This is a genomic window from Pseudomonas sp. FH4 (genome assembly GCF_000510915.2).
GTDB classification, from domain to species: domain Bacteria; phylum Pseudomonadota; class Gammaproteobacteria; order Pseudomonadales; family Pseudomonadaceae; genus Aquipseudomonas; species Aquipseudomonas brenneri.
In genome coordinates this window covers 80,767-106,678 of sequence record NZ_AOHN01000023.1, presented here as the reverse complement: position 1 = coordinate 106,678, position 25,912 = coordinate 80,767, and the positions used below count along the sequence as shown (strand labels likewise).

21 protein-coding genes, 2 pseudogenes and 1 riboswitch are annotated in these 25,912 nt (G+C 60.2%); of the genes and pseudogenes, 18 read left to right on the top strand and 5 right to left on the bottom strand.

Features of this window, described 5'->3' with window-relative positions; translation table 11 throughout:
• Nucleotides 1-579 precede the first annotated feature (579 nt).
• The 4 genes from H097_RS18580 to H097_RS18565 all read right to left on the bottom strand — a co-directional run bounded on the left by H097_RS18580 (nucleotide 580) and on the right by H097_RS18565 (nucleotide 4,586).
• Nucleotides 580-1,863, bottom strand: coding sequence for an ABC transporter substrate-binding protein (locus tag H097_RS18580; protein WP_032861590.1), 1,284 nt, complete (start codon nucleotides 1,861-1,863; stop codon nucleotides 580-582).
• Nucleotides 1,864-1,902: 39 nt separating this feature from the next.
• Nucleotides 1,903-3,168: a DUF1479 domain-containing protein gene (locus tag H097_RS18575; RefSeq protein ID WP_032861589.1), complete on the bottom strand. Its 1,266-nt coding sequence runs from the start codon at nucleotides 3,166-3,168 to the stop codon at nucleotides 1,903-1,905.
• 139 nt (nucleotides 3,169-3,307) lie between these two features.
• Complete coding sequence (locus tag H097_RS18570) at nucleotides 3,308-4,168, bottom strand: AraC family transcriptional regulator (RefSeq protein WP_032861588.1); 861 nt, start codon at nucleotides 4,166-4,168, stop codon at nucleotides 3,308-3,310.
• 148 nt (nucleotides 4,169-4,316) lie between these two features.
• Complete coding sequence (locus tag H097_RS18565) at nucleotides 4,317-4,586, bottom strand: DUF2790 domain-containing protein (RefSeq protein ID WP_032861587.1); 270 nt, start codon at nucleotides 4,584-4,586, stop codon at nucleotides 4,317-4,319.
• 395 nt (nucleotides 4,587-4,981) lie between these two features.
• Between H097_RS18565 and acs the strand changes: the two genes are divergently transcribed.
• From acs to astE, 16 genes and pseudogenes are all read left to right on the top strand, one after another.
• Entirely contained in the window at nucleotides 4,982-6,937 is a 1,956-nt protein-coding gene (acs, locus tag H097_RS18560; protein ID WP_029294430.1) for an acetate--CoA ligase, read from the top strand.
• A 626-nt stretch (nucleotides 6,938-7,563) separates the two neighbouring features.
• Nucleotides 7,564-8,349: an ABC transporter substrate-binding protein gene (locus H097_RS18555; RefSeq protein WP_032861586.1), complete on the top strand. Its 786-nt coding sequence runs from the start codon at nucleotides 7,564-7,566 to the stop codon at nucleotides 8,347-8,349.
• 91 nt (nucleotides 8,350-8,440) lie between these two features.
• Nucleotides 8,441-9,130, top strand: coding sequence for an ABC transporter permease (locus H097_RS18550; protein WP_029294434.1), 690 nt, complete (start codon nucleotides 8,441-8,443; stop codon nucleotides 9,128-9,130).
• Nucleotides 9,127-9,825 carry an ABC transporter permease gene (locus H097_RS18545; RefSeq protein ID WP_032861585.1) on the top strand — a complete coding sequence of 233 codons (699 nt, stop codon included), beginning with the start codon at nucleotides 9,127-9,129 and terminating at the stop codon, nucleotides 9,823-9,825. Before H097_RS18550 ends, H097_RS18545 begins: the two co-directional genes overlap by 4 nt.
• A 1-nt stretch (nucleotide 9,826) precedes the next feature.
• Entirely contained in the window at nucleotides 9,827-10,939 is a 1,113-nt protein-coding gene (locus H097_RS18540; RefSeq protein WP_032861584.1) for a succinylglutamate desuccinylase/aspartoacylase family protein, read from the top strand.
• 27 nt (nucleotides 10,940-10,966) lie between these two features.
• On the top strand, nucleotides 10,967-11,731 hold the full coding sequence (locus tag H097_RS18535; RefSeq protein WP_029294441.1) for an ATP-binding cassette domain-containing protein: 765 nt from the start codon (nucleotides 10,967-10,969) through the stop codon (nucleotides 11,729-11,731).
• Nucleotides 11,732-11,762: 31 nt separating this feature from the next.
• Nucleotides 11,763-11,879, top strand: a pseudogene (locus H097_RS28850) (outer membrane lipoprotein carrier protein LolA); the annotation flags it as partial.
• Nucleotides 11,880-11,949: 70 nt separating this feature from the next.
• On the top strand, nucleotides 11,950-12,930 hold the full coding sequence (gene argR / locus H097_RS18530; RefSeq protein ID WP_032861583.1) for a transcriptional regulator ArgR: 981 nt from the start codon (nucleotides 11,950-11,952) through the stop codon (nucleotides 12,928-12,930).
• 233 nt (nucleotides 12,931-13,163) lie between these two features.
• On the top strand, nucleotides 13,164-14,384 hold the full coding sequence (locus H097_RS18525) for an aspartate aminotransferase family protein (protein ID WP_032861581.1): 1,221 nt from the start codon (nucleotides 13,164-13,166) through the stop codon (nucleotides 14,382-14,384).
• A pseudogene (locus H097_RS28845) lies at nucleotides 14,384-14,494 on the top strand (outer membrane lipoprotein carrier protein LolA); the annotation flags it as partial. The gene H097_RS18525 and the pseudogene H097_RS28845, both read left to right, overlap by 1 nt.
• A gap of 50 nt (nucleotides 14,495-14,544) precedes the next feature.
• Nucleotides 14,545-15,564 (top strand): arginine/ornithine succinyltransferase subunit alpha, encoded by a 1,020-nt coding sequence (gene aruF, locus H097_RS18520; RefSeq protein ID WP_032861580.1) that lies wholly within the window; start codon nucleotides 14,545-14,547, stop codon nucleotides 15,562-15,564.
• 52 nt (nucleotides 15,565-15,616) lie between these two features.
• Nucleotides 15,617-16,642, top strand: a complete 1,026-nt coding sequence (astA, locus tag H097_RS18515; protein ID WP_032861579.1) for an arginine N-succinyltransferase — start codon at nucleotides 15,617-15,619, stop codon at nucleotides 16,640-16,642.
• Nucleotides 16,639-18,108, top strand: coding sequence for a succinylglutamate-semialdehyde dehydrogenase (gene astD, locus H097_RS18510; protein ID WP_162237652.1), 1,470 nt, complete (start codon nucleotides 16,639-16,641; stop codon nucleotides 18,106-18,108). The genes astA and astD overlap by 4 nt, the downstream gene beginning before the upstream one ends.
• A gap of 152 nt (nucleotides 18,109-18,260) precedes the next feature.
• On the top strand, nucleotides 18,261-19,607 hold the full coding sequence (gene astB, locus H097_RS18505) for an N-succinylarginine dihydrolase (protein ID WP_032861577.1): 1,347 nt from the start codon (nucleotides 18,261-18,263) through the stop codon (nucleotides 19,605-19,607).
• A gap of 23 nt (nucleotides 19,608-19,630) precedes the next feature.
• Nucleotides 19,631-19,921 carry a hypothetical protein gene (locus tag H097_RS18500; RefSeq protein ID WP_003214319.1) on the top strand — a complete coding sequence of 97 codons (291 nt, stop codon included), beginning with the start codon at nucleotides 19,631-19,633 and terminating at the stop codon, nucleotides 19,919-19,921.
• Between the two features lie 12 nt (nucleotides 19,922-19,933).
• Entirely contained in the window at nucleotides 19,934-20,938 is a 1,005-nt protein-coding gene (gene astE, locus H097_RS18495) for a succinylglutamate desuccinylase (protein ID WP_032861576.1), read from the top strand.
• 69 nt (nucleotides 20,939-21,007) lie between these two features.
• Here the strand turns inward: astE and H097_RS18490 are convergent, their stop codons facing one another.
• Nucleotides 21,008-21,517 carry a 6,7-dimethyl-8-ribityllumazine synthase gene (locus tag H097_RS18490; protein WP_032861575.1) on the bottom strand — a complete coding sequence of 170 codons (510 nt, stop codon included), beginning with the start codon at nucleotides 21,515-21,517 and terminating at the stop codon, nucleotides 21,008-21,010.
• A gap of 115 nt (nucleotides 21,518-21,632) precedes the next feature.
• Nucleotides 21,633-21,802, bottom strand: a riboswitch (FMN riboswitch).
• 296 nt (nucleotides 21,803-22,098) lie between these two features.
• Between H097_RS18490 and ltaE the strand changes: the two genes are divergently transcribed.
• A complete protein-coding gene (gene ltaE / locus H097_RS18480) occupies nucleotides 22,099-23,103 on the top strand; it encodes a low-specificity L-threonine aldolase (protein WP_032861573.1) in 1,005 nt (334 codons plus the stop codon).
• 146 nt (nucleotides 23,104-23,249) lie between these two features.
• The gene (alaS, locus tag H097_RS18475) at nucleotides 23,250-25,868 is read left to right on the top strand and encodes an alanine--tRNA ligase (protein WP_032861572.1); all 2,619 of its coding nucleotides are present in this window, start codon (nucleotides 23,250-23,252) and stop codon (nucleotides 25,866-25,868) included.
• The last annotated feature ends 44 nt before the right edge of the window (nucleotides 25,869-25,912 follow it).

The following is a 25,912-nucleotide window of genomic DNA, read 5'->3' as shown; positions in this document are numbered from 1 at the left end:
CGAGGCGGTCCATGTTGGCTTCGGTGGCGTGGCCGGCGTTGGCGCCTTTAGCGGCTACTTCGCCTTCTTCTTCTTTGTCGAATTCGTCCCAGCTCAGCATGACGTGTCGTCTCCTGCGTGAGGGCCAATGGTGCCCGTGTGAAACCGGATGGTTGGGTGTTCACACGGCCCAGGGGCCGCGGTGGATCTTTAAGGAATCGTTTGTTGCAACAGCTCGCGCAGGCATTAAACGCAATGGGCTACGGGTGTTCTGCTTGAGGCCTGAGGGGCGGAGCGACGGTGTCGTACTCCTGCGGGGCCTCAGGCCTGGCTCGTGATCCCATGTAAAGGGATATTGCAGGCCCGATTTACCCGCGCATTATAGGGAAAAATTTAGCTTTGTGTTGCGGCGGATGGCCTCAGTCGAAGGTCAAAATGACGGCATTTGAGGCCAGAGCGCGAGTTTACGGGGGTTTATCAGGCTAGGATTTTTTTGACAGGCGATAGCCGGCGTTTCTGAAGGCCCGGCCTTAAACAATCGGAGTGTGGATTGGACACAAAGTCCTTGCGCCAAACGGCGCAAGGGCCGGGCGGCCAACGCTACTGGGCAGCCGCTTTGATACTGGCAAACAGCTGGCTGCCCGCTTTGGCCGGATCGGCGTTTTTGTCGCTCATAAAATGGCTGATCACATCGAAGACCGCGCCTTGCACAGCCTGCGAGGTGGACATATTGAATGCCATGCTGGGCGCCAGGGTGCCGGCTTTTTCAGCGTCGGCAAAATCCTTGGCCGAAGCCTGGGCGCAGCTATCGAACTGGCTCATGTCCAGGCCCTTGACCACTGGGATAGAGCCTTTGTTCTGATTGAAGATGTACTGGAATTGCGGCTCCAGCGCGATCTTGGCCAAGTCATCGCGCGCAGCATTATTGCCGGGCGTGTCATTTTTGCTCGACAGCTTGAACATGGCCAGCGAGTCGATGGTGTAGCTGTAGACCCCTTGTGAACCGGGGAAGGGCACGCATTCGTAGTCGATGCCAGCCTTTTTGCCGGCCGCCGTCCATTCACTCTTGGCCCAGTCGCCCATGATCTGCATGCCGGCCCGACCGTTGATGACTTTGGCCGTTTCGAGATTCCAGTCCTGCCCGGCGCCGTCGGGGTCCATATAGGACTTCAATCTGCGCAGGGCGCTAAACACGTCTGTCATTTTTGCGCCGGTCAATGTGGCTTCGTCATGGTCAATGAAGGCTTTCTTGAAGCCGTCTGCGCCGAGGATACTCAGCACCAACCCTTCAAATACCGTGGTGTCCTGCCAGGGTTGGCCACCATGGGCAATCGCAATGAAGCCCGCCGCCTTGAGCTTGTCGCCTGCGGCATACAGTTCTTCCAGGGTGGTGGGGGCTTTGGCGACCCCGGCTTTTCTGAGTACCTCGGGATTGGTCCATAGCCAATTGATGCGGTGGATATTCAGCGGCACGGCAACATAGTGCCCGTCATATTTCATGAGACTGGCGATGCTTTCGGGCAGCAGGCTATTCCAGTTGTTCGCCTTGGCCACCTCGTCGATGCTGGTCAGCAAACCCAAGTTGCCCCATTCCTGGATATCCGGGCCCTTGATCTGCGCGGCAGAGGGCGGGTTGCCGGACACGGCGCGGGTCTTGAGTACGGTCATGGCGGCTGCACCACCGCCACCGGCCACGGCACTGTTTTGCCAGGTGAAACCATCTTTTTCGATCAGTTGCTTGAGCACGTCCGCCGATTTGGCTTCCCCGCCCGAGGTCCAGTAATGCACGACTTCAACGCTGCCTTTGCTCTCGGCGCCATGGGCGGCGAATGTGCAGAGGCTGGCGAGGGAGATGGCAACGGCAAGGTGATTGAGGGTTTTCATGGGGTGACCCTTTTTGTTTTTGTGGTGAGAAGGAGGAGGTTATTCCAGCCCCAGTCCTTTGCGGCCAAAGGCGTTCAGTTGCGATTTCATGAAGCGATCGTTCCAGTGTTTTTCGTAGTCCTCACGGGGGAAGTCATCTGGCGAGATACCTTGCTCGAATGCCCGCAGTACATCCTTGGCATAACGCAGGTTTTTCGGACACATGGGGGCGGCGGGTACGTACATCACGTTGCCCCAGCCCTGTTGGTTTTCAACGGGGGCGACGCTGTGGACTACATCGCAGTGCCACCACACCGAATCGCCGGCCTGCACGTCCGGGATTGGCGTCATGCCCTGGACCAGCAGCGGGTGCCATTGCTCCAGGATGGGCAGCACCTTGCCCGGCGCAACGCCGCACAGTTCATCTTCGGGGACGTCTTCGAGCAGTGGGCGCAGCAGCAAGTAGGCCATGGCCTTGGGGATCGGCAGGGTATGCAGCACGCCCTGATCGGCGCTCATGTCACACAACGCGGTCCAGCCCTGGAAGGTACGGAAGGCCGAACATTTGGTGCCCGGGTAGGCATATTCATCGACTTCGGTGCGATAAGCGGCGTCCCACGGGTCGTAGGACTTGAAGTCGTTGTGGTAAATCTTTTCGAACACTTTCAGGTAGGCCGGGTGCAGCCAGCGCTCCAGTGCTCCGGAATCGGTGTGCGGGCCCAGGCCCTTGGACGTGGTGCCGGGCGGGCGACGTCGTACGCGATCCGGATACAGGGCGTTGGTATCTGGGTCGAACCACTGCTGGCCATGGGAGTCGACCGTCCACAGGCGGTTCAGGAATGACTGGGCGCTGCCCATGCGTTCGTGCTGGCGCAGTTGCATCTGGGCGTCGGACCAGTAGATCGGGAAAATTTCCGGGCGCGAGGCCTCAAGGTTGCCGAAAAAGTTGTCGGCAGGCCCGCGGTAAACCGCGTCGAACAGGTTGTTATCCAGGTAGTCCAGCAGGCTTTTGTCCCATCCCAGCACTTGCTGCCTGGGGAAATGATTGCGGATAACCAGGCAGCCTCGGCGCTTGATCAGCGCGCGTTGTGCTTCGCTGACCTGGCCGTTGGCGATGGTGGCGAAGTCGAGTTCGGGCCAGGCGGAGCCGGTCAGGGCTTGCTGGGCCTTGATCGAAGCAATTTCCGTGGCGATAAAGGTGCTGACTTCGGCAAATAGCGCCGGCACGTCGCCGATCTGCGCGCGCAGCGCCTTTTTCATGGCGACGATGTTGCGCTTGTGGTCGGCTGGCAGTTCGGCGCTTGCGAAGGTCTGGTAGTTGCTCATGGGCTGGCCTGCATTTTTATTATTCATGCAGGTATGGAATCACTTTGGCCTGCCTGGGCGGCAGCCTCATTTGCAGCGTTGAGTAATACGATTGTGGCGTTTATTTAAGGTGAGGCAGAAGAATCAGGCTGGTCCGCTGTTACTGGAAGTGATGCCCGTGCCGGCCACGGAAGTCTGAAGGTGTCATGCCTTTGTGGGCCTTGAACTGCCGGTTGAACAGGGCCTGGGACGCGTAACCCACCTGTTCGGCGATGGTGCTGACGGCCAGGTTGCCTTGCATCAGCAGGGCACAGGCGTGTCCGATGCGTAGCCGGACGATGTAGTCCAAAGCTGTGCATCGTGTGTGTCGACGGAACATGCGATGGAAGGCCGAAACGCTGACGCAGGCCATTTGTGCCAGCTCAGGAATGCTCAGGGGCTGGGCGTAGTGGCCGTGTAGGTAGTCCAGGACCCGGCGGATGCGCGCATCTTCAATAATATGAGGCGTGTTTTGCACTGCGATACGCTGCGCTGCGACATCCCGCGACAGGGTGTTGAGCACGGTCAACAGCGAGATCAGGCGCTGGGAAGCGTCTTGCTCCACCATGGCCTCGATCACCGGGCGCAGTGCGCGCGAGGTAGCGTCACTGAAACTCAGTGCATGCTGCGCGGCCGTGAGCAAGGCACGGGTCGCGGCCATTTCCGGGAATAGTTTCACCAATGAATCGGCCCAGGCTTCGGAAAACCAGATGACCAGGGCGATGTGCGGTTTGGCCGGGTCGATCGTCTCGGCCGAAGACCAGCTATGGGGAACGTTCGGACCCACCAGTACCAGGTCGCCATCATCGTACAGCGCCACGTCATTGCTGATATAGCGGTGCCCACGGCTGTTGAGGGTGAGGGTCAGTTCGTACTCGGGGTGGTGATGCCATTCAAACGGGATCGCCTGTGCCAGGCGCCTGTTCAACAGGGTCCAGGAGGTATTGGCCTCGGTGGGGATTTTCTCGAAACTGGCTCTCATGAACCTATCCTGCCTTGCGGCGAAGGTGGCGACGCCACAATCGTAGCATTCGGTTCAAGCGAAAGGGGAGGAGCGAATACCTGACTTTGCCGCAAGAACGATTCCTTGCGGCGAACAGTGCCTGGATAGTTTTTAACTAACTAAGTCATTAACCGTTAGAGCAACCATTGCCCATGACTTTGTAATTAAGAATATGCCGCTGGCCTTGGTGGTCTTCATATTCCATGCGAGCTGGAACAACTTCGCAGACATTCGGGATGGAACTCATGGACACGACCTTGGCAATATCCAGGTCAGTGGTGTAGGTGTATTCCTCAACAATAGCGGTGCTCTGGCTGGCTACGTCAGTCGGGATCTCGTCGGCCAGGGCTGCGGTAGCGCACAGGCTGGCAAGGGCCATAACTAATAAAGCTTTCATTTCCAATTTACCTTTTTACAGTCGAAGGGGGGGGCACGGGGCCCTTGTGAGGCCACGTGTGTAACTTGAGTAGAGAGTTCGGATTAACGTGCCTTCGTGGGGGCTGTAACTTGGTTAATCGCGGTGCCTGGTTGGCGAGGTTGATTTTAGGCGCCTGGGTTATATTCATATACCCGTACTTTTGATAAACACTTTTGGTGGTTTTCGTAACAATCCACGACAGAGGTTTTTTCCTGCACAGCAAAACGCGCTACAGGCCACGGGCCAGAGCGTTTAAAGGGCATATCAGGGCAATTTGTAGGGGCTTGTTACTACCATCGTCGAATGGTTCTATAGGCCTGCCCCGGCTACAACAGGGCCATACAACAACAACTATAGTCACCGAGGTAAGAAAGATGAGTGCGGCTTCCCTGTACCCCGTTCGCCCCGAAGTAGCAGCCAACACGCTGACCGACGAGGCGACCTACAAGGCCATGTACCAGCAGTCGGTGGTCAACCCCGACGGCTTCTGGCGCGAACAAGCCAAGCGTCTTGACTGGATCAAGCCTTTCACCACGGTCAAGCAGACCTCGTTCGACGACCACCATGTCGATATCAAGTGGTTTGCTGACGGCACCCTCAACGTTTCCTACAACTGTCTGGACCGTCACCTCGCCGAGCGCGGCGACCAGGCAGCGATCATCTGGGAGGGCGACGACCCTTCCGAGAGCCGCACCATCACCTACCGCGAGCTGCATGAACAAGTCTGCAAGTTCGCCAACGCCCTGCGTGGCCAGGATGTGCATCGCGGCGACGTGGTGACCATCTATATGCCGATGATTCCCGAAGCCGTGGTCGCCATGCTGGCCTGTACCCGCATCGGTGCGATTCACTCGGTGGTGTTTGGCGGTTTCTCGCCAGAGGCCCTGGCCGGTCGCATCATCGACTGCAAATCCAAAGTGGTGATCACCGCCGACGAAGGCATTCGTGCTGGCAAGAAGGTGCCGCTCAAGGCCAACGTCGACGACGCGCTGACCAACCCGGAAACCAGCAGCATTCAGAAAGTCATCGTGTGCAAGCGCACCAATGGCCAGATCAAGTGGAACCAGCATCGCGACATCTGGTACGAAGACCTGATGAAAGTGGCGGGCACCGTCTGCGCGCCAAAAGAGATGGGCGCCGAAGAAGCGTTGTTCATCCTTTATACCTCCGGTTCCACCGGCAAGCCCAAGGGTGTGCAGCACACCACCGGCGGCTACCTGTTGTACGCGGCCCTGACCCACGAGCGCGTGTTCGACTACCGCCCGGGCGAAGTCTACTGGTGCACCGCCGACGTCGGCTGGGTCACTGGCCACACCTATATCGTCTACGGCCCGCTGGCCAATGGCGCGACCACGCTGCTGTTCGAAGGTGTGCCGAACTACCCGGATATCACGCGGGTGGGGAAAATCGTCGATAAGCACAAGGTCAACATCCTCTACACCGCACCGACCGCGATCCGCGCGATGATGGCTTCCGGCACCGCCGCCTGCGAAGGCACCGATGGCAGCAGCTTGCGCCTGTTGGGTTCGGTGGGTGAGCCGATTAACCCGGAAGCGTGGGACTGGTACTACAAGAACGTCGGCCAATCCCGTTGCCCGATTGTCGATACCTGGTGGCAGACCGAAACCGGCGCAACCCTGATGAGCCCATTGCCGGGGGCCCACGCCCTCAAGCCGGGTTCGGCGGCACGTCCGTTCTTCGGCGTGGTACCGGCGTTGGTGGATAACCTGGGCAACATCATCGAGGGCGCCGCCGAAGGCAACCTGGTGATCCTCGATTCGTGGCCGGGCCAGGCGCGTACGCTGTATGGCGACCATGACCGTTTTGTCGACACCTACTTCAAGACTTTCCGGGGCATGTATTTCACTGGCGACGGTGCGCGTCGCGACGAAGATGGCTACTGGTGGATCACCGGCCGCGTGGATGACGTGCTCAACGTTTCCGGGCACCGCATGGGCACCGCCGAGATCGAAAGCGCCATGGTTGCCCACCCGAAAGTCACCGAAGCGGCCGTGGTCGGTGTGCCGCACGACATCAAGGGCCAGGGCATCTATGTGTATGTCACCCTGAAAAACGGTGAGGAGCCGACCGAAGCGCTGCGCCTGGAACTGAAGAACTGGGTGCGCAAGGAGATCGGCCCGATTGCTTCGCCGGATGTGATCCAGTGGGCGCCCGGTTTGCCGAAGACCCGTTCGGGGAAAATCATGCGCCGCATACTGCGCAAGATTGCCACCGCCGAGTATGACGGGTTGGGTGATATCTCCACCTTGGCCGATCCAAGCGTGGTGCAGCATTTGATTGATACCCACAAGACCATGAACGTCGCGTAAGCGGGTTTGTGGGACCAAGCCCCATTCGGCGTAGGCCGGGTGGGGCTTTTTTGTGGGAATTTGAATATGAAATAGGGTCGATGTGGGAGCTGGCTTACCTGCGATAGCGGTGGGTCAGTTTCAAATGGGGTGGGGTAGCTGACAGACCTCTCTCAGCGCCAAGCCAATAAATATCGGTTTATCTCGTAGGGCATTTCTGAATGTTACCCAGCGGTGCAAATGTGTAACCTTGCGCCCAAACATGAGGCAAAGTGCTACATCAGCGCCCTGAAAACACCCGTTTTAGACACCCGGCAAAATAAGATCAAACGCTACACTTGCCGGAATAGAAGGGTTTGCGAATAATAGGCCCGCAATTTGCAGCGTTAATAGGTTTAATATCTTTTGTCTCTGCATAAAAAGCAGGGACTGTCAATGTGTTGGAGTCGCTTTCTCGGTGCTTCTGTAAATTGTTGTCGCATTGAGGAAATATCGGCTTCCGGCCTGTCGTTAGAATGCCGATCACTCGCTCGTCGTCGCCGTGTTGAACTGGTGTAGGACGCAGCACCGCTATTCGGTTTCACTCAGTCGCATCGTGGGCCATGGCTCATACTGCTGTTTTTGTCCTATACCGATGGAGTCCCAAGATGAAGAAACTCGTGCTGTTGGGCGCCCTGGCGCTGTCCGTGCTGTCCATGCAGGCCTTCGCTGAAGAGAAGCCGCTGAAAATTGGTATCGAAGCAGCCTACCCTCCGTTTGCCTCGAAGGCGCCGGACGGCAACATCGTCGGTTTTGACTACGACATCGGCAACGCCCTGTGCGAAGAGATGAAGGTCAAGTGCACCTGGGTCGAGCAAGAATTCGACGGCCTGATCCCGGCCCTCAAGGTACGCAAGATCGACGCGATCCTGTCGTCCATGTCCATCACGGATGACCGCAAGAAGTCCGTGGACTTCACCAACCGCTACTACCTGACCCCGGCACGCCTGGTGATGAAGGACAGCGTGACCGTCAGCGACAGCCTGGTTGAGCTCAAGGACAAGAAGATCGGCGTACAGCGCGGTTCGATCCACGATCGTTTCGCCAAGGAAGTCCTGGCGCCTAAAGGTGCGACCATCGTTCCTTACAGCACGCAGAACGAAATCTACCTGGACGTGGCTGCCGGTCGCCTTGATGGCACCGTGGCTGATGCGACCCTGCTCGAAGACGGTTTCCTGAAGACCGACTCAGGCAAGGGCTACGCGTTCGTAGGTCCTGCGTTCACCGACGCCAAATACTTCGGCGACGGCATCGGTATCGCGGTACGTAAAGGCGACAAGGTCAACCTGGACCGCATCAACGCGGCCATCGCCGCGATCCGCGCCAATGGCAAGTACAAAGAAATCGAGAAAAAGTATTTCAACTTCGATATTTACGGCGCTGACGCCAAGTAAACCTTCGCAGTTGTCTGTCCAGAATGGCGCAAGCACCAGGGTCTCTGAAGTTTGCGCCATTTTTTCATCCGCCTTTTCGAGGACCTGAATCATGTTGAAAGGCTACGGGGCCGTTATCCTCGATGGCGCATGGTTGACGCTTCAGCTCGCCTTGTCGTCCATGGCCTTGGCCATTGTTCTGGGTCTGATCGGGGTCGCATTGCGCCTGTCGCCGGTACGCTGGCTGGCTTGGCTGGGTGACCTGTACTCCACGGTGATCCGCGGGATCCCCGACCTGGTGCTGATCCTGCTGATTTTCTACGGCGGCCAGGACCTGCTCAACCGCGTCGCGCCGCTACTGGGCTACGACGACTATATTGACTTGAACCCCTTGGCCGCCGGTATCGGCACCCTGGGTTTCATCTTTGGCGCGTACCTGTCGGAAACCTTCCGTGGTGCGTTCATGGCCATCCCCAAGGGCCAGGCCGAAGCGGGCATGGCCTATGGCATGAGCCCGTTCCAGGTGTTTTTCCGGGTGATGGTGCCGCAGATGATTCGGCTGGCAATCCCCGGTTTTACCAACAACTGGCTGGTATTGACCAAGGCCACTGCGCTGATTTCGGTGGTGGGCCTGCAAGACATGATGTTCAAGGCCAAGCAGGCGGCAGATGCCACCCGCGAACCTTTTACCTTCTTCCTCGCGGTGGCGGCGATGTACCTGGTGATCACCAGCGTCTCGTTGCTGGCCCTGCGTTATCTTGAGAAGCGCTACTCGGTAGGCGTAAAGGCGGCTGATCTATGATCTTCGACTACAACGTCATCTGGGAGGCCATGCCGCTGTACCTTGGCGGCCTGCTGACCACCCTCAAATTGCTGTTGATCTCGCTGTTCTTCGGCTTGCTCGCCGCCGTGCCCCTGGGGCTGATGCGGGTTTCCAAGCAGCCTTTGATCAATGGCGCGGCCTGGCTCTATACCTACGTGATCCGCGGCACGCCGATGCTGGTGCAGTTGTTCTTGATCTACTACGGCCTGGCCCAGTTCGAAGCGGTGCGCGAGAGTTTCCTCTGGCCATGGCTGTCCAGCGCGACCTTCTGTGCGTGCTTGGCCTTTGCCATCAACACCAGCGCCTACACCGCCGAAATCATCGCCGGCAGCCTCAAGGCCACGCCCCATGGCGAGATTGAAGCAGCCAAGGCCATGGGCATGTCGCGCTACAAGCTGTATCGCCGGATCCTGCTGCCATCGGCCCTGCGCCGGGCGCTGCCGCAGTACAGCAACGAAGTGATCATGATGTTGCAGACCACCAGCCTGGCCTCCATCGTCACCCTGATCGACATCACCGGCGCCGCGCGTACAGTGAACGCGCAGTACTACTTGCCGTTCGAAGCCTATATCACCGCCGGCGTGTTCTACCTGTGCCTGACGTTCATCCTGGTGCGCCTGTTCAAGCTGGCCGAGCGTCGCTGGTTGAGCTACCTGGCGCCACGGAAGCATTGATATGGAACGCATCGATCACGTACTGCCCTGGGGGCACCTGGGTTGCGAGCGCCAGCTGACGGTATTCCGTTTCGGTCACGGCGAGCGCAAGGCGTATATCCAGGCCAGCCTGCATGCCGATGAGTTGCCGGGGATGCGCGCGGCCTGGGAGCTGAAAAAACGCCTGGCCGAACTGGAGCAGCAGGGTGCCCTCAACGGGGTGATCGAGCTGGTGCCGGTGGCCAACCCGATGGGCCTGGGCCAGTTGCTGCAAGGCGCGCACCAGGGGCGTTTCGAGGTGGGCACGGGCAAGAACTTCAACCGCGATTTCGTTGAGTTGAGCGAGCCGGTTGCACGGCTGCTCGAAGGCCGCCTGGGCGATGATCCCCACGCCAATGTGCGCATGATCCGCCAGGCAATGACCGATACGCTCAATGCACTGCCCGAGCCGAGCAGCCAACTGCAAGGCATGCAGCGGGTATTGCTCGGCCATGCCTGTACTGCCGATATCGTCCTCGACTTGCACTGCGACGCCGAAGCCGCGCTGCACATGTACGCGCTGCCCCAGCACTGGCCGCAGTGGCGTTCGTTGTCGGCGCATTTGCATGTGAAAGTCGGCCTCTTGGCGGAAGACTCGGGCGGCAGCTCGTTTGATGAGGCTTGCTCGCTGCCATGGCTGCGCCTGTCTCGGGCGTTCCCCGGGGCGCAGGTTCCCCTGGCGTGCCTGGCGACGACCCTGGAGCTGGGTGGCCAGGCCGATACGGGCCGCGATGAGGCGATCTTCCACGCCGAAGGCATTCTTGCGTTCCTTGCCGAGCAAGGCCTGATCCGTGGTGAGTGGCCGGCACCGCAACACGAGCCCTGCGAAGGCGTGCCCTTCGAAGGCACTGAGCTGCTGTTTGCACCCCACGCCGGGGTGATCAGTTACCTGCGTAAAGCGGGTGACTGGGTAGACACCGGCGAGCCGATTTTTGAAGTGATTGATCCCCTGGCCGACCGCGTCAGCATCGTCTGCGCCGGCACGTCGGGGGTGTTGTTTGCCGTTGAACGGCTACGTTATGCCCAAGCGGGTTTCTGGCTGGCCAAGGTGGCGGGGCGCGAAGCGCTGCGTCACGGGCGCTTGCTCAACGACTGACCAACTGTTTTTGTGAGAACCGACCGCATGTACAAACTTGAAGTCCAAGACCTGCATAAACGCTATGGCAGTCATGAAGTGCTCAAAGGGGTGTCCCTGGCCGCCGCGGCCGGTGATGTGATCAGCATCATCGGCTCCAGTGGTTCGGGCAAAAGTACCTTTTTGCGCTGCATCAACCTGCTGGAGCAGCCGCATGCCGGCAAGATCCTGCTCAATAACGAAGAGCTGAAGCTGGTGGCCAACAAGGACGGTGCCATGAAGGCTGCCGATCCGAAACAGCTGCAGCGTATGCGTTCGCGCCTGTCGATGGTGTTCCAGCATTTCAACCTGTGGTCGCACATGACTGCGCTGGAAAACGTCATGGAAGCACCCGTGCATGTGTTGGGTATGTCGAAAAAAGACGCCCGTGAGAAGGCCGAGCACTACCTGGCCAAAGTTGGCGTGGCCCATCGCAAGGATGCGTTCCCCGGCCATATGTCCGGTGGCGAGCAGCAGCGTGTGGCGATTGCCCGTGCGTTGGCGATGGAGCCTGAGGTGATGCTGTTTGACGAGCCAACCTCGGCCCTTGACCCGGAGCTGGTCGGCGAAGTTTTGAAGGTCATGCAGGACCTGGCCCTGGAAGGTCGGACCATGGTGGTAGTTACCCACGAAATGGGCTTTGCCCGTGAAGTGTCCAACCAGTTGGTGTTCCTGCACAAAGGCATTGTCGAAGAGCGAGGCAACCCGCGCGAAGTGCTGGTCAACCCGCAGTCCGAGCGGTTGCAGCAGTTCCTGTCCGGTAGCTTGAAATAACCAGCGCTGCTTTTGCGCACTGAAATAGTGCATGCTTCACCCCCCTGTAGGAGCGAGCTTGCTCGCGAAGAGCGTTAACGATAATGCGGGGCGCCTGATACCCCGTGGCGGTCTTGGGTTTTTCGCGAGCAAGCTCGCTCCTGCAGTGGATTATGTTTGTTTACGGGCTAGCATTGGCCCTTGTCTTCATTACCGTTTTTCGTTTCGGATAGCCTTCCATGACAGCCCATCGCATCGGTTTCCTGATTTGGCCCAGCACTAAAGCCCTGACGCTTGCGCTGGCTGAGGAGGCCTTGCGCGTTGCCCAGCGGGTGCATCCGGATGTGGTCTACGAGGTGTCGTTCCTGCAAGCCGAACCACCGGTCGAGGGTGAGTGGAAATTGCCTGGCGAACCCTGGGCCGGCAAGCTGGAAGGTTTTCAGAAACTGTTCCTGCTGGCCGATGAGCCGCCTACCGTCATCGCCTCGCAACTCGGTTCCGCCCTCAAGCAACTGGTGCGTGCCGGGTGTGTCATTGGTGGTTTGTCGGCCGGGGTCTACCCGTTGGCGCAGTTGGGTCTGCTCGATGGTTATCGCGCCGCCGTGCACTGGCGCTGGCAGGACGACTTTGCCGAGCGCTTTCCCAAGGTCATCGCCACCAGTCATCTGTTTGATTGGGACCGTGACCGCCTGAGCGCCTGCGGCGGCATGTCGGTACTCGACCTGTTGCTGGCGGTCCTGGCCCGTGACCACGGCGCCGAACTGGCCGGCGCGGTCTCCGAAGAGCTGGTGGTGGAGCGCATCCGAGAAGGCGGCGAGCGCCAGCGTATTCCGCTGCAAAACCGCCTGGGCTCCAGCCATCCGAAGCTGACCCAGGCGGTGTTGCTGATGGAAGCCAATATCGAAGAGCCGCTGACCACCGACGAAATTGCCCAGCATGTGTGCGTGTCGCGACGCCAACTGGAGCGAATCTTCAAGCAATACCTCAACCGCGTTCCCAGCCAGTACTACCTGGAACTGCGCCTGAACAAGGCCCGCCAGATGCTCATGCAAACCAGCAAGTCGATCATCCAGATCGGTCTGTCATGCGGCTTCTCCTCGGGGCCGCATTTCTCCAGTGCCTACCGCAACTTCTTTGGCGCCACGCCACGGGAAGATCGCAACCAGCGACGCAGCAGTAGCCCGTTTGAATTGTCGTCGGTGCCGTCCGAGCGCGGCTAAGCCCTTGGTTTGCCCATTGGGCGAAAAATCCCACGGCACTGCCGCAAACCCCTGTCATCTGTTTAAACTGCGCCTTTGCGAAGCTATTTGTCGCATTGGCGTAAACCCGCGAAAAACGCGGGTTGGCGCTATAAGAAGTTGTCGCTTGGCGGCAAGGCCGCGCTGAAAACTGTCCTTACAATCCCTGCATCGCCCGCCAGTTCCAGGCAGGCGTTCCTCTTCAGGAGACTCCGATGTCCGTTGAGCAAGCCCCGGTGCAACGTGCCGATTTCGACCAAGTCATGGTGCCCAACTACGCACCTGCCGCATTCATCCCTGTGCGTGGCGAAGGTTCGCGCGTGTGGGACCAGGCGGGTCGCGAGCTGATCGACTTTGCCGGCGGCATCGCAGTTAACGTGCTGGGCCATGCCCACCCGGCGCTGGTGGGTGCACTGACCGCACAGGCCAACAAGCTGTGGCACGTCTCCAACGTCTTCACCAACGAGCCGGCCCTGCGCCTGGCCCATAAGCTGATCGACGCCACCTTTGCCGAGCGTGTGTTCTTCTGCAACTCCGGCGCCGAAGCCAACGAGGCCGCCTTCAAGCTGGCCCGTCGCGTGGCGTTCGACCGTTTCGGCAGTGAGAAATACGAGATCATCGCCGCGCTCAACAGCTTCCACGGCCGTACCCTGTTCACCGTCAACGTGGGTGGCCAGTCCAAGTACTCCGATGGCTTCGGTCCTAAAATCACCGGCATTACCCACGTTCCTTACAACGACCTGGCTGCGCTGAAAGCCGCCGTGTCGGACAAGACCTGCGCCGTGGTGCTGGAACCGATCCAGGGCGAGGGCGGCGTACTGCCGGCAGAGCTTGAGTACCTGCAAGGTGCTCGCGACCTGTGCGATGCCAACAATGCGTTGCTGGTGTTCGACGAAGTGCAGACCGGCATGGGCCGTACTGGCAACCTGTTTGCTTATCAGCATTACGGCGTGGTGCCGGACATCCTCACCAGCGCCAAGAGCCTGGGCGGTGGTTTCCCGATTGCGGCGATGTTGACCACTGAGGCACTGGCCAAGCACCTGGTGGTCGGTACGCACGGCACCACCTATGGCGGTAACCCGCTGGCGTGTGCCGTGGGCGAAGCGGTGATCGACGTGATCAACACCCCTGAGGTGCTGGCCGGCGTCAATGCCAAGCACGACCTGTTCAAGGCGCGCCTGGAGCAGATTGGCGAGAAATACGGCATCTTCACCCAGGTACGTGGCATGGGCCTGTTGATTGGCTGCGTATTGAGCGATGCCTTCAAAGGCAAGGCCAAGGACGTGTTCAACGCCTGTGAGCGTGAAAACCTGATGATCCTGCAAGCCGGCCCGGACGTGGTGCGTTTTGCCCCGAGCCTGGTGGTGGAAGATGCGGATATCACTGAAGGCCTGGATCGTTTTGAACGTGCTGTAAAAACACTCACGCAAGCCTGATTTGCCCTTCTGTAGGAGCGAGCTTGCTCGCGAAAATCGTTAACGATAACGCGGGGCACGTGATGCCCCGCGGTGTTCTTGGGGTCTTCGCGAGCAAGCTCGCTCCTACAGAGGTTTTGAGCCCCCCTGTTTTTAATTATGGATTTTAAGGAGTGACACCATGCTGGTGATGCGCCCCGCGCAAATGGCTGATCTGGGCGAGGTACAGCGTCTGGCTGCGGACAGCCCGATTGGTGTCACTTCCTTGCCGGATGATGTCGAGCGCCTGAGCGACAAGATTGCGGCAAGCGAAGCATCCTTCGCCGCCGAAGTGAGTTTCAACGGTGAAGAAAGCTATTTCTTTGTCCTTGAAGACACGGTTGCCGGCAAGCTGGTGGGCTGTTCGGCCATCGTTGCCTCTGCGGGTTATTCCGAGCCGTTCTACAGCTTTCGCAACGAGACCTTCGTCCATGCGTCCCGCGAACTGAAGATCCACAACAAGATCCACGTCCTGTCCCAGTGCCATGACCTGACCGGCAACAGCTTGCTGACCAGTTTCTATGTAGTGCCGGAGCTGGTGGGGTCGGCCTGGTCCGAGCTCAACTCCCGTGGCCGCCTGTTGTTTGTCGCCAGCCACCCCGAGCGCTTTGCCGACTCGGTGGTGACCGAGATTGTCGGCTATAGCGACGAGAATGGCGATTCGCCGTTCTGGGACGCCATCGGCCGCAATTTCTTCGATCTCAACTACGCCGCCGCCGAGCGCCTGTGCGGGTTGAAGAGCCGGACCTTCCTCGCCGAACTGATGCCCCATTACCCGATCTACGTGCCGCTGCTGCCCGATGAAGCCCAGGAAGCCATGGGCCAGGTACACCCGCGAGCGCAGATCACCTTCGACATCCTGATGCGCGAAGGCTTTGAGACTGACCACTACATCGACATCTTCGATGGCGGCCCGACGCTGCATGCACGGGTCTCGGGGATTCGCTCGATTGCCCAGAGCCGCGTGGTGCCGGTGAAGATCGGCGAGATGGTCAAGGGCGTGGGCCGCCAGTACCTGGTGAGCAACGCGCAGTTGCAGGATTACCGTGCGGTAATGCTGGAACTGGACTACGCGCCAGGTAAGCCAGTGACCCTGGACCTGGAAGCAGCCGAAGCCCTGGGCGTCGGCGAAGGCGCCAGTGTGCGTCTGGTAGCGGTTTAAAAAGCAGAGTTTCGCGGGTGGCTGGAACCAGCGGCCCGTCTGAGGAGATAGCATGATCGTTCGTCCTGTACGCAGCAGCGATTTACCGGCCCTGATTGAGTTGGCGCGCAGCACCGGCACCGGTCTCACCACTTTGCCGGCCAACGAAGAGCGCCTGACCCACCGGGTGGGCTGGGCTGAAAAGACCTTTCGCGGCGAAGCCGGGCGTGGTGATGCCGACTACCTGTTCGTGCTGGAAAACGACGAAGGCCGCGTGGTGGGGATTTCCGCCATTGCCGGCGCCGTCGGCCTGCGTGAGCCGTGGTACAACTTCCGGGTCGGTTTGACGGTCAGCGCCTCCCAGGAGCTGAACATCTATCGCGAGATCCCTACGCTGTTCCTGGCCAACGACCTGACCGGCAACTCCGAGCTGTGCTCGTTGTTCCTGCATGCTGACTACCGCAACGGCCTCAACGGACGCATGTTGGCCAAGGCGCGGATGCTGTTCATTGCCGAGTTCCCGCAGTTGTTCGGCAGTAAGATCATTGCCGAGATGCGCGGCGTGTCCAACGATGCCGGGCGCTCGCCGTTCTGGGAAAGCCTGGGCCGGCACTTCTTCAAGATGGAGTTCAGCCAGGCCGACTACCTCACCGGTGTAGGCAACAAGGCGTTTATCGCCGAACTGATGCCCAAGTTCCCGCTGTACACCTGCTTCTTGTCCGAGGACGCGCGCAACGTGATCGGCAAGGTCCACCCGGACACCGAGCCGGCCTTGAGCATGCTCAAGAGCGAAGGCTTCAGCTACCAGGGTTACGTCGATATCTTCGACGCGGGCCCTGCGGTGGAATGTGAGACCAGCAAGATCCGCGCGGTGCGTGACAGCCAGGCGCTGGTGCTGGCCATCGGCACGCCGGGGGACGACGCCACGCCGTTCCTGATGCATAACCGTAAACGTGAAGAGTGCCGCATCACCGCCGCACCGGCGCGCCTGGCTGCCGGCACCCTGGTGGTCGATCCGCTGACCGCCAAGCGCCTGCAACTGGTGGCGGGTGATCAAGTGCGTGCCGTACCGTTGTCTGCTGCCCGGGAGTCGAAATAATGAATTCGTTGTATATCGCAGGGAACTGGCTGGCGGGTCAGGGGGAGCATTTTGAGTCGCTGAACCCTGTGACCCAGCAAGTGATCTGGGCCGGCAATGGCGCCACTGTCGAGCAGGTTGAGTCCGCCGTGCAGGCCGCCCGCCAGGCATTCCCGGCCTGGGCCACGCGCTCGCTGGACGAACGCATCAGCGTGCTGGAAACCTTTGCCGCGACCTTGAAAAGCCGCGCCGAAGAAATCGCCCGTTGCATCGGCGAGGAAACCGGCAAGCCGCTGTGGGAATCGGCCACCGAAGTCACCAGCATGGCCAATAAAATCGCGATCTCGGTGCAGAGCTACCGTGAACGTACCGGCGAGAAGAGCGGCCCGTTGGGCGACGCCACCGCCGTGTTGCGCCACAAGCCCCATGGCGTGGTCGCGGTGTTCGGCCCTTATAACTTCCCTGGCCACTTGCCTAACGGGCATATCGTCCCGGCGTTGCTGGCGGGTAATACCGTGTTGTTCAAACCGAGCGAGCTGACCCCTAAAGTGGCCGAGCTGACGGTGCAGTGCTGGGTCGAAGCCGGCCTGCCTGCGGGCGTGTTGAACCTGCTGCAAGGCGCGCGGGAGACCGGGATTGCCCTGGCTTCCAACCCGGGCATCGACGGTCTGTTCTTCACCGGCTCCAGCCGCACCGGCAACCACCTGCACCAGCAATTCGCCGGGCGTCCGGACAAAATCCTGGCGCTGGAGATGGGCGGCAACAACCCGCTGGTGGTGGACGAAGTGGCGGATGTTGACGCTGCGGTCTACACCATCATCCAGTCTGCGTTCATCTCTGCCGGCCAGCGCTGCACCTGTGCCCGGCGCCTGTTGGTGCCGGAAGGCGCCTGGGGTGATGCCCTGCTGGCGCGCCTGGTTGCTGTCAGCGCGACGATTGCAGTGGGTGCATTCGACCAGCAGCCGCCGCCGTTCATGGGCTCGGTGATCTCCCTGGCTGCGGCCAAGGCCTTGATGGATGCCCAGGAACTGATGCTGGCCAACGGTGCCGTGGCGCTGCTGGAAATGACCCAGCCCCAGGCGCAGGCGGCGTTGTTGACGCCGGGCATTATCGACGTGACGGCTGTGACCGAACGCGAAGACGAAGAGTTGTTCGGCCCGTTGCTGCAAGTGGTTCGCTACGCCGGTTTTGAAGCGGCGATTGCCGAGGCCAACAACACCCAATACGGTCTGGCCGCGGGTCTGTTGTCGGACTCCGAGGCGCGCTACCAGCAGTTCTGGCTGCAAAGCCGTGCCGGTATCGTCAACTGGAACAAACAACTGACCGGCGCGGCGAGCACTGCGCCATTTGGTGGGGTCGGGGCGTCGGGCAATCATCGCGCCAGTGCTTATTACGCGGCGGACTACTGCGCGTACCCGGTGGCGTCGTTGGAGACCCCGAGTGTGGTGCTGCCAGCAACCCTCACCCCTGGCATTACGCTGATCTAAAAATGTGGGAGCGGGCTTGCTCGCGAATGCGGTCTGTCAGTTGATAGATTAGGTAACTGGTCCGCCGCCTTCGCGAGCAAGCCCGCTCCCACATTCGATCTGTGGTGTGATGAAGATTGTTTATAAAAACAGATGTTCGTGGAGCCTCGCCGATGAAATCCTGTGAAGTCAATTTTGACGGTCTCGTGGGGCCGACCCATAACTACGGCGGTCTGTCCTACGGCAACGTCGCCTCCCAGAGCAACAGCCAGCAGTCTTCCAACCCCAGGGAGGCGGCGCTGCAGGGCCTGGCGAAAATGAAAGCCCTGATGGAAATGGGGTTTGTGCAAGGCGTGCTCGCCCCCCAGGAACGTCCTGACGTCGCCGCACTGCGCAGCCTTGGCTTTGCCGGTACCGACGCCCAGGTGATCCAGCAGGCGGCCAAGCACGCCATGCCGTTGCTGGTGGCCAGTTGCTCGGCATCGAGCATGTGGGTGGCCAACGCCGCGACCGTCAGCCCGAGTGCCGACACAGCGGATGGCCGCGTGCATTTCACCGCCGCCAACCTCAACTGCAAATACCACCGCAGCATCGAACACCCGACCACCAGCCGCGTGCTGGGGGCGATGTTTGCCGATCAGCAGCACTTCGCCCACCACGCCGCGTTGCCGGCGGTGGCGCAGTTCGGTGATGAAGGCGCGGCCAACCACACGCGTTTTTGCCGCGAATATGGCGAGGCGGGCGTAGAGTTTTTCGTGTTCGGCCGCAGTGCGTTCGACACCCGTTACCCGGCGCCACAAAAGTACCCGGCGCGCCAGACTCTCGAAGCGTCCCAGGCCGTTGCGCGCTTGCACGGCCTGCAGGATGGCGGGGTGGTCTACGTTCAGCAGAACCCGGCCGTGATCGACGCTGGAGTGTTCCACAACGATGTGATCGCGGTGGGCAACGGCGAAGTGCTGTTCTATCACGAGGATGCGTTCCTCAATACCGAGCAGATGCTCGCCGAGCTGCAGGCCAAGCTGGGCCAGGTCGGCGGCAACTTCCAGGCGATCTGCGTGCCACGGGCCCTGGTCAGCGTGGAAGACGCGGTGCGTTCCTACCTGTTCAACAGCCAGTTGCTGACCCGCGTAGACGGTTCGATGCTGTTGATCGTGCCCGAGGAGTGCCGCAACAACGAGCGCGTCTGGCAGTACCTGCAAGGCCTGACCAGCTCTGGCGGACCGATCGCTGAAGTGAAAGTCTTCAACCTCAAGCAAAGCATGCAGAACGGCGGTGGCCCGGCATGCCTGCGCCTGCGCGTGGCGTTGAAGGAAACCGAACTGGCGGCGGTCAATCCAGGGGTTATCATGACAGCACCGCTGTACGAAACGTTGACCCAATGGGTCGGCAAGCACTACCGCGACAGCCTGCGCGAAACCGACCTGGCTGACCCGCAGTTACTGCTTGAGTGCCGTACGGCATTGGATGACCTGACGCAAATCCTTAAACTGGGCTCGGTTTATCCTTTCCAGATCAATTAACGCCACACGGCTGAGACCTCTATATGACCACCGATACCCTGAAGCTGATCCTTGAAGACACCGACGGCACCCAGCTGGAAACTTCCTGCACCCGCGTCGCGGTGGTGTGGCAGGGCAAGGAAATCTGGATCCAGCACGACGGCCGCGGTCAACTGCTGATCGGCGTGGACGTGGAAGAAGGTGACGCCGAATACGCCAACCTGCTGATGCGCCCCCTGGCCACCAACCTGATGAGCCTGCAACTGGAAATGGAACCGGCCGACGTTGAAGGTGATGACGACGATCACGTCCACGGCCCAGGCTGCAACCACTAAGGAAGCTGCTTTATGCTCGCCCTCGGCAAACTGCTTGAACTGACCCTCGCCGGTCGCGAACCGGCGCAAAAAATTCAACTGACTGTCGACGGCGTGCAGATGCGCTGGCTCAGTGAGGGCGCACTTGAAGTGCGGCCTGCGCAAGCCCGGGACAACGGCGCCGATGTGCTGCTGTCGTCCGGTATCCATGGCAACGAAACCGCGCCGATCGAATTGGCCGACCGCTTGCTGCATGGCATTGCCCGTGGGGAGATCAAGCCCCGCACCCGTATTCTGTTCCTGTTCGGCAACCCCGAGGCCATGCGTCGCGGCGAGCGTTACCTCGAACAGGACGTCAACCGGCTGTTCAATGGCCGTCACGAACAAAGCATCGGCCCGGAAGCGATGCGCGCGGCCGAGCTTGAACAGTTGGCGCGTACCTTCTTCAGCGTGCCTGAGCGGAGTCGTTTGCACTACGACCTGCATACGGCGATTCGTGGCTCGAAGATCGAGCAGTTCGCCCTGTACCCTTTCAAGGAAGGGCGCCAGCACTCCCGCGCCGAACTGGCCCGTCTGCGGGCGGCGGGGATGGAAGCGGTGCTGTTGCAGAACAAGACCTCCATCACCTTCACGGCTTTTACCTACGAACAGTTGGGTGCCGAGTCGTTCACCCTGGAGTTGGGCAAGGCCCGGCCATTCGGGCAGAACCAGGGCGTGGACGTCTCGCGCCTGGAAACCCGCCTCAAGCAGATCATTGAAGGCAACGAGCCGGCGACCGAGGGCCTGGACGGTCTGAAGTTGTTCAGCGTGGCCCGGGAAATCATCAAGCACAGCGACGCCTTCACCCTGCACCTGCCGGCGGATGTGGAGAATTTTTCGCAGCTGGAGAAGGGCTATCTGCTGGCGGAAGACATCGCCAAGACCCGCTGGGTGATCGAAGAGGAGGGCGCACGCATCATTTTCCCCAACCCCAAGGTCAAGAATGGCTTGCGGGCAGGGATCCTGATTGTGCCAACCACGGATGTTGGCCTGGCCTGAATCCCGAGACTAACTCGGTCGAATGTGGGAGCGAGCAAGCCCGCTCCCACATTTGCTTTGCAGTGTCGCTTAAACCGCTACCGCCCGCGGCTCATTGCGGCGGATCGCACGGATCTTGTGCAGGGTATCGGCACAGGTCTGTGCAGCTTCCTTGCCCTTGTGCACAAAGTGCTCAAAGAAGAAGTTGTGGTGCTCGCTGCCTGCGTGGAAGTGGTGCGGGGTGAGGGACACGGAGAACACCGGTACTTCGGTTTCCAGCTGCACCTGCATCAGGCCGCTGACCACCGATTGCGCGACGAACTCATGGCGATAGATCCCGCCGTCCACCACCAGGGCAGCCGCGACGATACCGGCGTAACGGCCGGACTTGGCCAGCAGCTTGGCGTGCAGGGGCATTTCAAAGGCGCCGCCGACTTCAAAGAAATCGATATCCGACTCCTGGTAGCCCTGGGCGATCATTTCTGCGAGGAAGCCTTTACGGCTTTGATCAACAATATCTTTGTGCCAGCAAGCCTGGATAAACGCGACGCGCTCACCGTGGTGGTTTTTGCTCTTGCTGTCGATTGCGGTGGGTTGCATGTTCTGACTCCTGTTTATGAAAAAAACAGGGCGTTATGAATCGAATGGGATTTAAGGGTACGGCTGAATCGATCATGCCAGGCATGACTTCTCGCGCACGGCCCTTAGGCGCCAATCCCGTTCTCTCTTCATCCGGACTATGACCGTCGGCCCCGGGATCACACCGGGTCTGCTGACCTTGGCGCCGTCCTGCGTGAGCAGTTCGAGGCGCCAAGCGCTCGCGGGCTATGCGCATTGCGCGCAATTACCGCCGGTGGGGAATTGCACCCCGCCCTGAGAACGTTGCCACCAGAACCCTGGCGGCGGAGAGTTTTTACCATACATTTCGAAAAACTGCATAGCTACGTTTTTGATAGTCAAAATCGATGTGTATCGCTGGACATGCATCTCGATTGCAGGGGCGAGCTTGCTCGCGAAGAATCCGAGGGCAGCACGTTCATTCGGCATGTACGCGTCATCGTTAAGGTTTTTCGAGAGCAAGCTCGCTCCTACAGTAAATGGGTTTTCGCCTTGATATTTTCGGCAGATGCCCGCAGTAATCGGTTACAACAGGGAATCCCCCACTCGCAGAGGCACACTTGATGTCTGTTATTGATCTTCGTAGTGACACCGTGACCCAACCCACCCCTGGCATGCGAGCTGCCATGGCCGCTGCACCGAGCGGTGATGATGTCTACGGTGAAGACCCCAGCGTCAACCACCTGGAAGCCGAACTGGCCAAGCGCCTGGGCTTTGCCGCCGCGCTGTTCGTGCCTACCGGCACCATGAGCAACCTGCTCGCGTTGATGGCTCACTGCGAGCGGGGCGAGGAATACATCGTCGGCCAGCAGGCCCACACCTACAAATACGAAGGCGGCGGCGCGGCGGTGCTGGGCTCGATCCAGCCGCAGCCCCTGGAAGTCCAGGCCGATGGTTCGCTGGACCTGGCCCAGGTCGCAGAAGCGATCAAACCGGATGACTTCCACTTCGCCCGCACCCGGTTGTTGGCCCTGGAAAACACCATGCAGGGCAAAGTGCTGCCCATGAGCTACCTGGCTGCCGCACGCGCGTTTACCCGTGAGCATGGCCTGGCCCTGCACCTGGATGGCGCGCGGCTGTACAACGCAGCGGTCAAGCTGGGTGTCGATGCTCGGGAGATCACCCAGCACTTCGATTCGGTCTCGGTATGCCTGTCCAAGGGCCTTGGCGCGCCGATTGGCTCGGTGCTGTGTGGCTCCAGTGCGTTGATCGCCAAGGCCCGTCGTTTGCGCAAGATGGTCGGCGGTGGCATGCGCCAGGCGGGCTCGCTGGCGGCGGCGGGGCTGTATGCCCTGGACCATCAGGTGGCGCGCCTGGCCGAAGACCACGCCAATGCGCTGTGGCTGGGCGACGAACTGCGCAAGGCCGGCTATAGCGTGGAGCCGGTACAGACCAACATGGTCTACGTGCAGATCGGCGAGCAGGCCCAGGCCCTGAAGGCCTTTGCCGAGGAGCGCGGGATCAAGTTGAGTGCTGCGTCGCGCCTGCGCATGGTCACGCATCTGGACGTCAGCCGGGCACAGATCGAACAAGTGTTGGCGACATTTGTCGAGTTTTCCCGGAAATGACAGTGCTGGCCGTCTAATTGACTGTTTCTATCGTATAAACACGCTGTACCACGGGCAAAGGGCCGATATAATGCGGCCCTTTGCCGTCGCTCCGTCTGATGATGTTGCGCACTGGCCTTTGGCCGCAGCCTCCGTGGAAGAACCTAATGAAAAGCGCAGAAATCCGTGAAGCCTTCCTTCGCTTCTTCGAAGAGCAAGGTCACACCCGTGTCTCCTCCAGCTCTTTGATCCCAGGCAATGACCCAACCCTGCTGTTCACCAACGCGGGGATGAACCAGTTCAAGGACTGCTTCCTGGGCCAGGAAAAACGCGCCTACACCCGTGCTACCAGCAGCCAGAAGTGCGTGCGGGCCGGCGGTAAGAACAGCGACCTGGAAAACGTGGGCTACACCGCTCGCCACCACACCTTTTTCGAAATGCTGGGTAACTTCAGTTTCGGCGATTACTTCAAGCGCGATGCCATTACCTTTGCCTGGACCTTCCTCACCGGCGTGTTGCAACTGCCCAAGGAAAAACTCTGGGTGACGGTCTATGCCACCGATGACGAAGCCTACGACATCTGGACCCAGCAGATTGGCGTGCCGGTCGAGCGCATGATCCGCATTGGCGACAACAAGGGCGCGCCGTACGCTTCCGATAACTTCTGGACCATGGGCGATACCGGCCCGTGCGGCCCTTGCACCGAGATTTTCTACGATCACGGCGCCGACATCTGGGGTGGCCCGCCGGGTTCGCCAGAGGAAGACGGCGACCGCTACATCGAAATCTGGAACAACGTGTTCATGCAGTTCAACCGCACCGCCGATGGCGTGTTGCATCCGTTGCCAGCGCCGTCGGTCGACACCGGCATGGGCCTGGAGCGGATCAGTGCGGTGATGCAGCACGTTCACTCCAACTACGAAATCGACCTGTTCAAGAACCTGCTCAGCGCTTCAGCGGCGGCCATTGGTTGCGCCAACGAAAGCCAGTCTTCGCTCAAGGTGGTGTCGGACCATATCCGCTCCTGCGGCTTCCTGATCGCCGACGGTGTGCTGCCGTCGAACGAAGGTCGTGGCTATGTGCTGCGTCGCATCATCCGTCGCGCCTGCCGCCACGGTAACAAGCTGGGCGCCACTGGCAGCTTCTTCTACAAGATCGTGGCCGCATTGGTTGCCGAGATGGGCGAAGCCTTCCCGGAACTCAAGCAGCAGCAGGACAACATCGAGCGCGTGCTCAAGGCTGAGGAAGAGCAGTTCTCCAAGACCCTGGAACACGGCCTGAAAATTCTGGAGCAGGATTTGGCTGAGCTCAAAGGCACTGTGGTGCCGGGCGATGTCGTGTTCAAGCTGTACGACACCTACGGCTTCCCGATGGACCTGACCGCCGACATCGCCCGTGAGCGCGAGCTGACCATCGATGAGGCTGGTTTCGAGCGTGAGATGCAAGCCCAGCGCGTGCGTGCGCGTTCCGCCAGTTCGTTTGGCCTGGACTACAACACTCTGGTCAAGGTTGACGTGGCCACCGAGTTTACCGGTTACAACGCCACCGCCGGTGCGGCCAAAGTCGTTGCCATCTACAAGGACGGCAAGTCGGTCGACGTGTTGAGCGAAGGTGAAGAGGGCGTAGTGGTTCTGGACCAGACGCCGTTCTACGCCGAATCCGGTGGCCAGGTCGGCGACTGTGGCTTCTTGAGCTCGACGTCCGGCCGCTTTGACGTGCGCGACACCACCAAGACCGGCGGGGCATTCCTGCACCACGGCGTGCTGGTGCTGGGCAGCCTCATCGTTGGTGCGCCGGTGGACGCGCAGGTTGATGCCAATGTGCGTCATGCCACCGCGTTGAACCACTCGGCCACCCACTTGCTGCACGCAGCATTGCGCCAGGTATTGGGCGAGCACGTCCAGCAGAAGGGTTCGTTGGTCGACAGCCAGCGCCTGCGCTTCGACTTCAGCCACTTTGAAGCGATCAAGCCTGAGCAGATCAAGGCCCTGGAAGACATCGTCAACGCCGAGATTCGCAAGAACACCCCGGTGGAAACCGAAGAAACCGACATCGAAACCGCCAAGGCCAAAGGCGCGATGGCGCTGTTCGGCGAGAAATACGGCGACAACGTGCGTGTACTGAGCATGGGCGGCAGCTTCTCCGTAGAGCTGTGCGGTGGTATCCATGCCAAGCGCACCGGCGACATCGGCCTGCTGAAAATCATCAGCGAAGGCGGCGTGGCCTCCGGTGTACGGCGTATCGAGGCGGTGACCGGCGCTGCGGCCCTGGCCTATCTCAATGCAGCCGAAGAACAACTCAAGGAAGCGGCGACCCTGGTCAAGGGCAGCCGTGACAACCTGATCGACAAGCTCTCTGGCGTACTGGAACGCAACCGCCAGCTGGAAAAACAGCTGGAGCAATTGCAAGCCAAGGCAGCCAGTGCGGCGGGCGACGACTTGTCGGCCTCGGCACTGGACATCAAGGGCGTGAAGGTTTTGGCCGTACGCCTGGATGGTCAGGACGGCAAGGCGTTGCTGGCCTTGGTCGATCAGTTGAAGAACAAGCTCGGCCGCGCAGTGATCCTGCTCGGCAGTGTCCATGAGGAAAAGGTCGTATTGGTTGCCGGTGTAACCAAAGACCTGACTGGCCAACTCAAGGCCGGTGATTTGATGAAACAAGCCGCCGCGGCAGTGGGCGGGAAGGGCGGTGGTCGTCCGGACATGGCGCAAGGCGGTGGTGTTGACGCTGGTGCCCTGGACGCGGCCCTGGCCCTGACCGTGCCGTTTGTCGAGGCCGGCATTTAAGGCGCTGTTAATGAGCCCATGGTCTAGTCATGGGCTTGCTGAGG